Annotated in this window: 11 protein-coding genes; 7 read left to right on the top strand and 4 right to left on the bottom strand. The window is 56.4% G+C overall.

Going from position 1 to position 13,325, the window contains the following annotated elements; genetic code table 11:
* Nucleotides 1-34 precede the first annotated feature (34 nt).
* Together deoD and yjjJ are read left to right on the top strand one after the other, a co-directional pair.
* Nucleotides 35-754, top strand: a complete 720-nt coding sequence (gene deoD, locus ACE38U_RS05975; RefSeq protein ID WP_008460099.1) for a purine-nucleoside phosphorylase — start codon at nucleotides 35-37, stop codon at nucleotides 752-754.
* A gap of 150 nt (nucleotides 755-904) precedes the next feature.
* Nucleotides 905-2,233, top strand: a complete 1,329-nt coding sequence (yjjJ, locus tag ACE38U_RS05970) for a type II toxin-antitoxin system HipA family toxin YjjJ (RefSeq protein WP_176982816.1) — start codon at nucleotides 905-907, stop codon at nucleotides 2,231-2,233.
* Here the strand turns inward: yjjJ and lplA are convergent.
* Both lplA and ACE38U_RS05960 read right to left on the bottom strand, forming a co-directional pair.
* On the bottom strand, nucleotides 2,230-3,246 hold the full coding sequence (gene lplA / locus ACE38U_RS05965; protein ID WP_375529339.1) for a lipoate--protein ligase: 1,017 nt from the start codon (nucleotides 3,244-3,246) through the stop codon (nucleotides 2,230-2,232). The two genes, yjjJ and lplA, sit on opposite strands and share 4 nt — an antisense overlap.
* Before the next feature lie 74 nt (nucleotides 3,247-3,320).
* Nucleotides 3,321-3,956: a YtjB family periplasmic protein gene (locus ACE38U_RS05960; RefSeq protein ID WP_038475764.1), complete on the bottom strand. Its 636-nt coding sequence runs from the start codon at nucleotides 3,954-3,956 to the stop codon at nucleotides 3,321-3,323.
* 149 nt (nucleotides 3,957-4,105) lie between these two features.
* On the opposite strand from ACE38U_RS05960, the gene serB reads away from it, so the two are divergent.
* The 3 genes from serB to nadR are packed head-to-tail and all read left to right on the top strand — an operon-like array spanning nucleotide 4,106 to nucleotide 7,759.
* A complete protein-coding gene (gene serB, locus ACE38U_RS05955; RefSeq protein ID WP_038475761.1) occupies nucleotides 4,106-5,083 on the top strand; it encodes a phosphoserine phosphatase in 978 nt (325 codons plus the stop codon).
* 14 nt (nucleotides 5,084-5,097) lie between these two features.
* On the top strand, nucleotides 5,098-6,480 hold the full coding sequence (gene radA / locus ACE38U_RS05950) for a DNA repair protein RadA (protein WP_176982815.1): 1,383 nt from the start codon (nucleotides 5,098-5,100) through the stop codon (nucleotides 6,478-6,480).
* 46 nt (nucleotides 6,481-6,526) lie between these two features.
* Complete coding sequence (gene nadR, locus ACE38U_RS05945) at nucleotides 6,527-7,759, top strand: multifunctional transcriptional regulator/nicotinamide-nucleotide adenylyltransferase/ribosylnicotinamide kinase NadR (RefSeq protein WP_038475755.1); 1,233 nt, start codon at nucleotides 6,527-6,529, stop codon at nucleotides 7,757-7,759.
* A gap of 765 nt (nucleotides 7,760-8,524) precedes the next feature.
* Here nadR and ettA read toward each other — a convergent pair.
* Entirely contained in the window at nucleotides 8,525-10,192 is a 1,668-nt protein-coding gene (ettA, locus tag ACE38U_RS05940) for an energy-dependent translational throttle protein EttA (protein ID WP_038475753.1), read from the bottom strand.
* A 242-nt stretch (nucleotides 10,193-10,434) separates the two neighbouring features.
* Between ettA and sltY the strand changes: the two genes are divergently transcribed.
* Both sltY and trpR read left to right on the top strand, forming a co-directional pair.
* Nucleotides 10,435-12,369, top strand: coding sequence for a murein transglycosylase (sltY, locus tag ACE38U_RS05935; RefSeq protein WP_176982209.1), 1,935 nt, complete (start codon nucleotides 10,435-10,437; stop codon nucleotides 12,367-12,369).
* A 55-nt stretch (nucleotides 12,370-12,424) separates the two neighbouring features.
* Nucleotides 12,425-12,763, top strand: a complete 339-nt coding sequence (trpR, locus tag ACE38U_RS05930; RefSeq protein ID WP_038475749.1) for a trp operon repressor — start codon at nucleotides 12,425-12,427, stop codon at nucleotides 12,761-12,763.
* Nucleotides 12,764-12,768: 5 nt separating this feature from the next.
* On the opposite strand, the gene yjjX is transcribed toward trpR, so the two are convergent.
* A complete protein-coding gene (yjjX, locus tag ACE38U_RS05925; RefSeq protein WP_038475748.1) occupies nucleotides 12,769-13,287 on the bottom strand; it encodes an inosine/xanthosine triphosphatase in 519 nt (172 codons plus the stop codon).
* Between the last annotated feature and the right edge of the window lie 38 nt (nucleotides 13,288-13,325).

Here is a 13,325-nt window from a genome sequence, read left to right as displayed (position 1 = left end):
CTGATTGCTAACTTTTTAAATCAAGGAATACACAATGGCTACGCCACACATTAATGCGGAAATGGGCGATTTCGCTGACGTAGTACTGATGCCGGGCGACCCGCTGCGCGCTAAGCACATCGCGGAAACCTTCCTGGAAGACGTGCGTGAAGTGAACAACGTGCGCGGCATGCTCGGTTTCACCGGGACTTACAAAGGCCGTAAGATCTCCGTGATGGGCCACGGCATGGGCATTCCATCCTGCTCTATCTACGCTAAAGAGCTGATCACCGACTTCGGCGTGAAGAAAATCATTCGCGTAGGCTCCTGCGGCGCGGTACGTGCAGACGTTAAGCTGCGCGACGTGGTTATCGGCATGGGCGCGTGTACTGACTCCAAAGTAAACCGTCTGCGCTTCAAGGATCACGACTTCGCGGCTATCGCGGACTTCGATATGGTTCGTAACGCGGTTGACGCGGCTAAAGCGCTGGGCGTTGACGCTCGCGTGGGCAACATCTTCTCTGCAGACCTGTTCTACACGCCAGATCCGTCCATGTTCGACGTGATGGAAAAATACGGTATCCTGGGCGTGGAAATGGAAGCGGCCGGTATTTACGGCGTTGCCGCAGAGTTCGGTGCTAAAGCGCTGACCATCTGTACCGTGTCTGACCACATCCGTACTCACGAGCAGACCACCGCCGCTGAGCGTCAGACCACCTTCAACGACATGATCAAAATTGCTCTGGAATCCGTCCTGCTGGGCGACAAAGAGTAAGTTTTTCTTCTCGTTTCAAAGGCGCCTGAGGGCGCCTTTTTTATGTCTGGTATCTATTCATTTTATTTCTCATCTTTAGCGAATAGCCTTTACCAGACAGGGTATTTTGGCTATAAATCAATTCAAGTATCTATTCATGAATCTATTCATATGAGCGAGCTAACCGACCTCCTTCTTACCGGTCCACTTCCTGGCAGGGCGCTGGCCCAACGGCTGGGTATCAGTCAGGCGACCTTCTCTCGCCGGGTTTTACTTGAGCCGGACGTCATAAAGTTTGGCCAGGCCCGAGCGACGCTTTATGGACTGAGGCATCCGGTAAGGCAGCATCGGGAATTTCAGCTGTGGCAGATTGATGACGCCGGTAAAGCGTGGGACTTTGGCGTGCTTTATCCTGTGTGGCCGAGGGGAAGCTGCCTGGTTGTGCATAACAACGGGGATAGCCGATGGTTTGACGGTTTGCCGTGGTATCTCAACGATCTCCGCCCGCAGGGTTTTTTGGGGCGAGCCTGGGGACGCGAGCTGGCTAAAAATAGCGATCTGCCCGAGGATATCCGGCTGTGGCGGGAAGAAGACGTGCTTTTTGCCCTCTCTGCGCAGCGGCTGGAAAACCTGGGCGGATGGCTGGTCGGCGAAGAGAGCTACCGCCGCTGGACACAAACAGTCGGTCTCAAGCCTATTGCTCTCGATGAGCGCCTTGAGGCTTACGCTGAGCTTGCTCACCGGGCAATAGACGGCGAAATTGTAGGTTCAACTGCCGGAGGAGAGCAGCCTAAATTCTCCTGCTACAGTGAAACGCTTTGCGGGCCACGGCATGTCATCGTCAAGTTCACCTCGCCCATACGAAACGATAACCAGCGCCGCTGGGTAGATTTACTGACCTCCGAGTGCAGTGCTTTAGCGCTATTAAATCAAATGGGTATCCCTGCCGCCCGGTGTGACCTGCTCTCGGCTGAAAGCGGGCAGGTCTTCCTTGAGGTTGAACGCTTTGACTGTGCCGGTACTTTCGGACGACGTAGCATCGTGTCTCTTGAAAGCGTGCAAAGTGAATATGCCGCGGGCGTACTTAGCTGGCCTAAGGCCGTCGCACGTCTAAAAGAAGAGGGTATGGTTGAGGCCGCCACGCTTCGGCAGGTGCAGCGAATTTGGGCTTTTGGCCGGCTGACAGGTAACAGCGATATGCATGCCGGGAATCTCTCCTTCTTTTTGTCCGACCGTCCGCTCGAGCTAACGCCGGTCTACGATATGCTGCCTATGGCCTGGGCGCCGGGCAGTTCGGGCAATATGCGGGAGGGCGGCATTGAAATTAATATTGATGCCGAAGTTCCCGGCGAAATATGGCTGGAGATGCAGCCGTGGGCACAGCGTTACTGGCGTGAGCTAAGCCTTAATTTGAAAATAAGCGAGCCATTCCGGCAAATAGCGGCAGGAATGGCCGGGCAAGTAGGCCAGTTAAGCGAGCGGCTTAAACGTCTCGCTTAACGAACCGCCTGGGCAATCCACGCCGAAAGCTCTTTCAGTTCGGCTTCCTGTTCCGGGAAGCTGTAGATCAGCGTTTCGCACTCCTGCTGCAGTAAAATACTGCGATACAGGCAGCCTTTTAGCCGGGCTGCCAGCGCTTCAAGCGGGGCAGGATTAAGGCTATCGGTGAACACCTGGGCGCGGGTGATATGCCCTTTCTCAACGTCAAAATGGAGTTCGACGCCGCCCCAGCTAAAGCGGTTATCCAGCAGATGCGTAAAGGCTGGCGCCTGGCCAAAGTTCCATTCCCAGCTGCTCTGGCGGGCAAAAGTATCGGCAAAACCCGGCAGGTCAGGCAGCGCTTCGGGCGAGATATGCTCTGCTTTAACGCGTTCGCCATAGTGGGCGAAGAAAGCCTCCGTTATCGCCTCGGCTATCTGCTCGTGGGTCAGTCCCGGCTTGATATCGCTGAGGTTTGCGACGCGGCCTCTCACCGAGGTAATGCCCTTAGCCTGCAGTTTTTTCGGATCGGGATTGAGGTAGTTTGCCAGGCGGCTAAGGTCGGCATTCAGCAGCAGGGTACCGTGGTGGAAGCCGCGATCCATGGTTTCGCGGTAGGCCGATCCGGAAATTTTACGCGTTCCCTCAGTGGTTTCGACCTCAAGATCGTTACGCCCGGAAGCGGTGGCATTCAGGCCAAGGCTTTCCAACGCGCTCAACACGATAGACGTGGAAATACTCTTGTCGTATTCCGGCTTGCCGGCCATAAAAGTGAAGCAGGTATTGCCGAGATCGTGGAACACCGCACCGCCGCCGCTGCTGCGTCTTGCCAGCCGAACGTTGTCCTGCTCCATTCGCCCGGTATTACATTCTTTCCAGGGGTTTTGGGCGCGGCCAATAACCACCGTGTCCGCATTACGCCACAGGAACAGAACCCGCTGAGTGGCGGGCATCTGCCGAAAAATTGTCTCTTCAACGGCCAGGTTAAACCACGGGTCGTAAGAGTCAGATATAAGCAAACGCAAAGTCGACATAGCAAAGATCCTTTTCCCAGAAGAATGGCGCCATCTTAGCATGACGCCATCACCGAGCATTTACCGTGGGAGCTTTACTTAGACTCGTCTTCCTCCGTTACCTTCTTATTGGCGGTCAGCAGGAACGGTGATTGCTGCCAGCGGGTGCGCTTGCCGTGCAGCAGCGTGCGGGTGAGAACGATGCCGATCGCGACCGCGAGCAGCAGCATCAGGCGCAGAATATTAGTGGTGTTGTCCACCTGCTTGGCTTCGGTGGCGAGAGTATGCGTATCCAGCGTAATTCGCAGGTAGCCGATGGGGCCGCTTTTATCCGCGATAGGTTCGACGATTTGCTGGTTGAAGTAGCTGCCGGCTTTTTGGCCATCCAGCGCCAGGCGGTCGCGAACCTCGATATTTTCCCCCGCACGCGCAATTTGATCGCCTTCGCTGTCATACACGGCGGCATCAAGCACGCGGCTATCCCTGGTCAGCAGGTTAAGTACGGTCGAGATGCGTTTTTCATCAGGGTTTTCGGTTTTCATGACCGGCACCAGATTAAACGCTACCTGGCGGGAGAGGGTACGGGCCAGCTCTTCCATCTGAACGTTTCGCGCCTGCTGGCTGCCCCGGCTAAACCAGGAGGCACCCTGCATCAGCGCGACTAAAAGTGCGAGGCAGGACAGCACAATCACTGCGCGGTGGAGCCGAAATTTAAATTTTACCCGAACCATGATGCACCTTTGGAAAATTGCGTACTTTAATGTTGCCAGAAGCAAGGCGGACAAGGTAGCCTCATGCGTTGTTTTTACCCGGATACCTTTCTGCCATTTTCCCGGATTCCGACGGCGCAAGGGTATGTTTACTTGATTCTGGAGCCGCAATGCCAAACAGTTTGACCTGGTGCGATTTGCCTAACGATGTTTCACTTTGGCCTGGGTTGCCGCTTTCCCTGAGCGGTGACGAAGTGATGCCGCTGGACTACCGCGCCGGCCGCAGCGGCTGGCTCCTGTACGGACGTAATCTGGACAAGCAGTGCCTGAACAAATACCAGCGTAAGCTGGGCGCGGCGATGGTGATTGTGACCGCCTGGTGCGTGGAAGATTACCAGGTTATTCGCCTGGCTGGCTCTTTAACGCCGCGCGCGACCAAACTTGCGCATGAGGCCGGGCTCGACGTTGCGCCACTGGGCAAAATCCCGCATTTAAAAACGCCTGGCCTGCTGGTCATGGACATGGACTCTACCGCCATTCAGATCGAGTGCATCGACGAGATTGCCAAACTGGCGGGAACGGGTGAAATGGTGGCCGAAGTCACCGAACGCGCAATGCGCGGCGAGCTGGACTTTACCGCCAGCCTGCGCCAGCGCGTGGCGACCCTCAAAGGTGCCGATGCCAATATTCTGCGCCAGGTTCGTGATGAACTGCCGCTGATGCCGGGGCTAAAATCTCTGGTGCAAAACCTGGATATCCTGGGCTGGAAAGTGGCGATTGCTTCCGGCGGGTTCACCTTCTTTGCGGAATACCTGCGCGATACGCTGAACCTGACGACGGTGGTTGCCAACGAACTTGAAATTTGCGACGGCAAGCTGACCGGCGAAGTGCTGGGGCAGATTGTGGACGCTAAATTTAAAGCGGTAACCCTGAAGCGGCTGGCCGAAAAATATGAAATTCCCGCCGCGCAGACCGTAGCGGTTGGCGACGGGGCCAATGACTTACCGATGATCCATGCCGCAGGCCTGGGCATTGCCTATCACGCTAAGCCGAAGGTGAATGAGAAGAGCGAAGTCAGCATCCGCCACGCGGATCTGATGGGTGTGTTCTGCATCCTTTCCGGCAGCCTGATTCAGGAAGAACGCTAACAAGAGGTATAAAGGTGGCGAAAGCTCCAAAACGCGCATTTGTTTGTAACGAGTGTGGTGCGGATTACCCGCGCTGGCAGGGGCAGTGCAGCGCCTGTCACGCGTGGAATACCATTACCGAAGTGCGCATCGCCGCTTCTCCTCAGGTTGCCCGCAACGAGCGTCTTTCCGGCTACGCCGGGAGCGCCGGCGTCAACCGTGTTCAAAAGCTTTCAGACATCAGCCTTGAAGAGCTGCCGCGTTTTTCCACCGGTTTTAAAGAATTTGACCGCGTGCTGGGCGGCGGCGTGGTGCCGGGAAGCGCTATCTTAATCGGCGGCAACCCGGGTGCGGGGAAATCGACGCTGCTGCTGCAGACGCTTTGCAAGCTGAGCGAGCAAATGAAAACCCTGTACGTCACCGGCGAGGAGTCACTCCAGCAGGTGGCGATGCGTGCGCACCGCCTGGGTCTGCCGACGCAAAACCTCAATATGCTGTCGGAAACCAGCATCGAACAGATCTGTGCGATCGCCGATGAAGAACAGCCGAAGCTGATGGTGATCGACTCGATCCAGGTGATGCATATGGCGGACGTGCAGTCTTCGCCGGGCAGCGTGGCCCAGGTGCGTGAAACCGCAGCCTACCTGACGCGCTTTGCGAAGACGAAAGGTGTGGCTATCGTGATGGTCGGGCACGTGACCAAAGATGGCTCCCTGGCGGGGCCAAAGGTTCTCGAGCACTGTATCGACTGCTCGGTAATGCTCGACGGCGATGCCGATTCTCGCTTCCGTACTCTGCGTAGTCATAAAAACCGCTTTGGCGCGGTGAATGAATTGGGCGTGTTCGCGATGACCGAGCAGGGCCTGCGTGAAGTGAGCAACCCGTCAGCCATCTTCCTGAGCCGCGGCGATGAAGTGACGCCGGGCAGCTCGGTGATGGTGGTCTGGGAAGGAACTCGCCCGCTGCTGGTAGAGATTCAGGCGCTGGTGGATCAGTCTATGATGTCCAACCCTCGCCGCGTGGCCGTGGGCCTGGAGCAAAACCGTCTGGCGATTTTGCTGGCCGTGCTGCACCGTCACGGTGGCCTGCAAATGGCCGACCAGGACGTGTTCGTGAACGTGGTCGGTGGCGTAAAAGTTACCGAAACCAGCGCCGATCTGGCGCTGCTGCTGGCGATGGTTTCCAGCTTACGGGACAGAGCCTTGCCGCAGGATTTAGTGGTGTTTGGCGAAGTCGGGCTGGCCGGCGAAATCCGCCCGGTACCCAGCGGCCAGGAACGTATTTCCGAAGCGGCAAAACACGGCTTCAAGCGTGCGATTGTGCCGCAGGCCAACGTACCGAAAAAAATTCCTGAAGGGATGCAGGTCTTCGGCGTGAAAAAACTTGCTGATGCGCTTTCTGTATTCGACGACTTATAATTGAGTAACTTGCGGGAATCGTTCCCGCTCCGGCAGGAGGCAGCGCGTGTCGTCATTCGACTATATTAAAACGGCTATTCGTCAGCAGGGGTGTACCTTGCAGCAGGTGGCGGATGCCAGCGGCATGACTAAAGGCTACCTGAGCCAGTTACTGAACGCGAAAATCAAAAGCCCCAGCGCGCAGAAACTGGAAGCGCTGCACCGCTTTCTGGGGCTGGAATTCCCGCGCCGCGAAAAGAAAGTCGGCGTGGTGTTCGGCAAGTTTTATCCCCTGCATACCGGGCATATCTACTTAATCCAGCGCGCCTGTAGCCAGGTGGACGAGCTGCATATCATCATGGGCTATGATGAGCCCCGCGACCGCGCCCTGTTTGACGATAGCGCGATGTCCCAGCAGCCAACCACCGGCGATCGTCTGCGCTGGCTGCTGCAAACCTTTAAGTACCAGAAGAATATTCGCATTCACTCCTTTAACGAGGAGGGGATGGAGCCTTATCCACACGGATGGGACGTCTGGAGCCGAGGTATCAAGGCGTTTATGGACAGCAAGGGGATTTCCCCTGATCGAATCTATACCTCGGAAGAAGGGGATGCGGCAAAGTTTACCGAGCATCTCGGCATCGAAACGGTGGTTGTCGATCCTAAGCGCACTTTTATGAACATTAGCGGAACGCAAATCCGCGAAAACCCGTTCCGCTACTGGGAATACATTCCTACTGAGGTAAAACCGTTCTTTGTGCGCACCGTGGCGATACTGGGCGGCGAGTCGAGCGGTAAGTCATGGATGGTGAATAAACTCGCCAATATCTTCAACACCACCAGCGCCTGGGAATACGGCCGCGACTACGTCTTCTCTCACCTTGGTGGGGACGAAATGGCCCTGCAGTATTCCGACTATGACAAAATTGCTATCGGCCACGCGCAGTACGTCGATTTTGCGGTGAAATACGCCAATAAAGTGGCGTTTATCGACACCGATTTTGTGACTACTCAGGCCTTCTGCAAGAAGTATGAGGGGCGCGAGCACCCGTTTGTGCAGGCGCTGATCGACGAATACCGCTTCGATCTGGTTATCCTGCTGGAAAACAATACGCCGTGGGTGGCGGACGGTTTACGCAGCCTCGGCAGCGACGTAGACAGAAAATCGTTCCAGAACCTGCTGGTGGATATGCTCCAAGAGAACAACATCGACTTTATTCACGTTGAGGAGTCTGACTATGACTCACGCTTCCTGCGCTGCGTGGATCTGGTGAAAGAGATGATGGGCGAGCAGCGATAAAGAATGGGCTTTGAGCCCTCAGTTTTGTGCTCTCGTTTGGGGCGGTAGATTAGTCTCGAATTCCTGTGGTTATGTAGGAGTGGTTCTGATTCCGTTCACTCGTACATTTGTTTCCCCTGCACTTTCAGCGCACGGTGAACGTGTCCGGGGGATCACGCCATCCCCCGAACAGCCCCGGCGCCCGGCAAGCTCATCGCCGCTGAAGCGGTAAACCCACCGGTTATCACCCAAACATTCGGGGTCGTTCGCGATTCGTTCCCGACGATCGCTCTCTTTCGCTGCTCCCGGCAGCTCAACCCCGCCTGAGTTGGGTCATAACCGGGGGCGATGAGAGCCGGGAACAAAGGCGTGGCTGCGGGTCTTGAAGCGACTGTGACTTTGTGTGTAGCTGCGGGTTAAAAGCGAAGCACGGTTCCGGCTTAAATCGCCTCCGTTTTCTCTCCGACTGGCCAGGGTCCGGACGTCGGGAACGGCCGGAGGCTGAGAGCGTCGGGAACGCATCTCAGCCGACCCAGGACTGGGAGATAAAACGGAGGTCTGCCGCTTTAGCGGTCGATTTATTTGGCCGGGAGTCCGGGGTCTCGGGGAAATGACGGTGATTTCCCCGAGTCGTTCACCGGTTCTGGGGTGACATATGAAACAGGACTGGAAGTGAACGGAACCTCAGTCGGGCTTGGCATAATCGTGGGTATTTGTAACTAATAAACATCCCCCATGGACCGGGCGCTAGCCATAAAAAAGGCACCGTGAAGGTGCCTTTTACATTTACTTGGTAACGCGCTTGTACTTGATGCGTTTTGGCTCCAGGGCATCGGAGCCGAGGGTACGCTTCTTGTACTCTTCGTATTCGGTGAAGTTACCTTCGAAGAACTCCACTTTACCTTCATCCTGGTAGTCCAGAATGTGGGTCGCGATACGGTCAAGGAACCAACGGTCGTGCGAGATAACCATCGCGCAGCCCGGGAACTCCAGCAGGGCGTTTTCCAGCGCGCGCAGGGTTTCGATATCCAGGTCGTTGGTTGGTTCATCGAGCAGCAGAACGTTGCCGCCAACCTGCAGCAGTTTCGCCAGGTGCAGACGACCGCGCTCACCGCCGGACAGCTCGCCTACGCGTTTGCCCTGGTCGACGCCTTTGAAGTTAAAGCGGCCGACGTAGGCACGGCTTGGCATCTCGGTGTTACCGATACGCATAATATCCTGGCCGCCGGAGACTTCTTCCCACACGGTTTTGCTGTTATCCATGGCGTCACGGAACTGGTCCACGGAGGCCAGCTTCACGGTATCACCCAGGGTAATAGAGCCGCTGTCAGGCTGTTCCTGACCGGACATCATGCGGAACAGGGTGGATTTACCCGCGCCGTTCGGACCGATGATGCCCACGATAGCGCCTTTCGGTACGGAGAAGCTCAGGTCGTCAATCAGCAGGCGGTCGCCGTAGGATTTACGCAGGTTGCTAACTTCCACCACTTTATCCCCCAGGCGTGCGCCAGGTGGAATAAACAGTTCGTTGGTTTCGTTACGTTTCTGGTATTCGGTGTTGTTCAGCTCTTCGAAGCGTGCCAGACGGGCCTTGCCCTTAGACTGACGGCCTTTAGCGCCCTGACGAACCCACTCCAGCTCTTTCTCAATAGATTTACGGCGAGCGGCTTCCGTTGAGGCTTCCTGCGCCAGACGTTGATCTTTCTGCTCCAGCCAGGAGGAGTAGTTACCTTCCCATGGAATACCTTCCCCACGGTCAAGCTCCAGGATCCAGCCGGCGACGTTGTCGAGGAAGTAACGGTCGTGGGTGATCGCCACAACGGTCCCTTCGAAGTCGTGCAGGAAGCGTTCCAGCCACGCCACGGATTCTGCATCCAGGTGGTTGGTTGGTTCGTCGAGCAGCAGCATGTCTGGTTTTTCGAGCAGCAGGCGGCACAGCGCAACGCGGCGGCGTTCACCCCCGGACAGCTTCTCAATTTTTGCATCCCAGTCTGGCAGGCGCAGGGCATCGGCGGCGCGCTCCAGCTGCACGTTCAGGTTATGGCCGTCGTGCGCCTGGATAATTTCTTCATACTTGCCCTGCTGCGCGGCCAGCTTGTCGAAGTCCGCGTCCGGCTCGGCGTATTTGGCATAGACTTCGTCCAGGCCTTTCAGCGCGTTAACCACTTCGGAAACGGCTTCTTCTACGGACTCACGTACGGTGTGTTCCGGGTTCAGCTTAGGTTCCTGCGGCAGGTAGCCAATCTTGAGGCCAGGCTGAGGACGGGCTTCACCTTCGATATCGGTATCGATGCCGGCCATGATGCGCAGCAGGGTGGATTTACCGGCACCGTTCAGACCCAGCACGCCGATTTTGGCGCCAGGGAAGAAGCTGAGCGAAATATTTTTCAGAATATGTCGTTTCGGCGGGACAACTTTGCCGACACGATGCATGGTATAAACGAATTGAGCCACAGTGCGACTTTGCCTCTTTTATCGTGATGTAAGATGGTACATAACAAAGGCGAAGTGTAGCGGTTTTCCCGGTCTAATCCCAGCGGGGCATCGTGGTTCTGCCGCGCATGGCGTCTTTATACGTTTAATGACCAAAATATACCTTTCGGACATGGCGTATTGTGTCTCCCCTGGTTAGCATGAATTCATTCGCTTATTGCAGCGCAGGCATGATGCCGTCAGGAAAACAGTGAGGAGAAGGTGTGTTAAAAGCCAAACAAGTCGCATGGCAGTTGCTTGCCGCGGGCGTTAGCCTGGTGATGTTAAACGGCGCGGTACGTGCGGATTCTCTGGATGAGCAACGCAGCCGCTACGCGCAAATTAAACAGGCCTGGGATAACAAGCAAATGGACGTGGTGCAGCAGCTGATGCCCACTTTGCAAACCTATCCTCTTTATCCTTATCTCGAATACCGTCAGCTAACCGACGACCTGATGAACGAGCCGACCGTGGCGGTGACTCAGTTTATTCAGGCTAACCCAACGCTGCCTCCGGCGCGAAACTTGAGCTCCCGCTTTGTTAACGAGCTGGCAAGGCGTCAGGACTGGCGTGGCCTGCTGGCCTTCAGCCCAGAGCCGCCTGCAACCAATGAAGCAAAATGTAATTACTATTTTGCCAGGTGGAACACCGGGCAGACAGACGCCGCCTGGGCCGGCGCGAAAGATCTCTGGCTAACGGGAAAAAGCCAGCCGTCGAGCTGTGACGCGCTGTTTTCCGCATGGCGTGCTTCCGGCACTCAGGATCCGCTGGCTTACCTTGAGCGCATCCGTCTGGCGATGAAAGAGGGCAACACCTCGCTGGTGAACGCGCTGGCGAACCAGATGCCCGCTGACTACCAGACTATCTCCAGCGCGTTGATAAGCCTGCAAAATAACCCGAGTACGGTGCTGACTTTCGCCAATACGGTGGGCGCGACGGACTTTACGCGGCAGGCTGCGGCTATCGCCTTCGCGAGCGTAGCCCGCCAGGACGTGGAAAATGCCCGGCTGATGATCCCGTCTTTAGTACAGGCGCAGAAGCTTACCGAGGAGCAGGCGCAGGAATTGCGTGACGTTGTTGCCTGGCGGTTAATGGGCAGCGACGTGACGGATGAGCAGGCCCGCTGGCGGGATGACGCGATTATGCGTTCCCAGTCTACATCGTTGATTGAGAGACGAGTGCGTATGGCTCTGGGCGCCGGTGACCGTTCAGGCCTGAATACCTGGCTTGCGCGTCTGCCGATGGAAGCCAAAGAGAAAGACGAATGGCGCTACTGGCAGGCCGATTTGCTGCTGGAACGCGGGCGTGATGATGAAGCCAAAGGGATCCTGCGATCTCTGATGCAGCAGCGCGGTTTCTACCCGATGGTGGCCGCACAGCGGCTGGGGGAAGAATATCCCCTGCGTGTGGATAAAGCCGAACCCGTTAACCCCGCTCTGGTGCAGGGGCCTGAAATGGCGCGAGTCCGTGAGCTGATGTACTGGAATATGGACAATACCGCACGCAGCGAATGGGCAAACCTGGTCACCAGCCGCAGCAAGCAGGAGCAGGGTGGGCTGGCGCGGTACGCCTTTGAGCAGGACTGGTGGGATCTTAGCGTGCAGGCAACCATTGCCGGCAAGCTGTGGGATAACCTGGAAGAGCGCTTCCCGCTGGCCTATAAAGGCACCTTTGCCCGCTACGTGAGCGGCAAAACCGTGCCACAAAGCTATGCGATGGCGATTGCCCGTCAGGAAAGCGCCTGGAACCCGAAGGTGCGTTCTCCGGTAGGAGCCAGCGGCCTGATGCAAATCATGCCGGGTACCGCCACCCATACCGTGAAGATGTTCAGCATCCCTGGCTACAGCAGCCCGGTGCAGCTTCTGGATCCTGACACCAACATCAATATCGGCACCAGCTACCTGCAGTACGTGTTCCAGCAGTTTGAGAACAACCGTATTTTCGCTTCCGCCGCCTACAACGCCGGGCCGGGACGAGTGCGGACGTGGCTCGGCAACAGCGCAGGGCGGATTGATGCCATCGCGTTTGTGGAAAGTATTCCGTTTTCCGAAACGCGTGGCTATGTGAAAAACGTGCTGGCTTATGACGCTTATTACCGCTACTTCATGGGGCAACCTGACAAAATTCTGTCCGACAGCGAGTGGCAGCGGCGTTATTGATTGGGCGGAGAGTATGTTATGCTGCCGTACTAGTTAAAGAGTATGGTGGCCTGACATGACTCAGCTCTCTCAATATTCGGCGGAACAGGCCGAGCAAAGTAATAAAGAGTGGCTCCGCTTTGTGGGGCTGTTGCAGCAAGCTTTTGGGCAGGACCTTCATATGCCGCTGCTGACGCTGCTGTTAACGCCGGACGAGCGTACAGCGTTAGGAACGCGAGTTCGGATAATCGAAGAGTTACTGCGCGGCGAGCTTAGCCAGCGTGAACTGAAGAACGAACTGGGCGCGGGTATTGCAACCATTACCCGCGGCTCCAACAGCCTGAAGGCCGCGCCGACTGAGCTGCGTGAATGGCTTGAAAAAGAGCTGCTGCAGGGCGGAAAGCCAACTCGCTAAATACGCTACCGGCGGTAAATCTCGTTATGAAACGGGCTTAACGCCAAAATCACCGCCTGATGATAAACGCTGCTACGCGTGAGCTTTCCGGCGGTGAACACCCCAATCGCTCCCTCTTTACGTCCAATCTTATCAATGCCCGTATAGTCAGACATCACCGGCCCCAGGGCGTTTCCGGCGCTGACTTTCTGCAGAATAATTTCCGGCAATGGCAGGGTAGCGGAACGGGCTTCACCGCGCTGCTGACGGTTCTCAATCACCACCCAACTGAAGGTGCTACCTTCGTCGATTCCGGCCTCAATGGCGACCCAAAAGTCGGCATCTGGTCTGATCTCCCGGGCATTTGCTACCCGGCACCGTGCGCCAGTTCGCGTTTCCTGACAGCCGTTGGGCTGCTCCGGCACGCCACTATCGACGACCACGGGCTCAATATGGCAGGATCCTTCACCATAAATCTCGCTAAACGCCTGCAGAATCGCCTGAATTTTGGCGGGATTGGTTGTTGCAGCAACGACATGGTTCATAATAAGTCAGAACTCTCGATATTTCGTGACCGGAGTAT

Origin of the sequence: Cedecea selenatireducens (assembly GCF_042138895.1) — a bacterium.
GTDB lineage: Bacteria > Pseudomonadota > Gammaproteobacteria > Enterobacterales > Enterobacteriaceae > Cedecea > Cedecea selenatireducens.
Note: the sequence above shows the minus strand (reverse complement) of the source record. Positions and strands in the feature narration are given on the sequence as shown.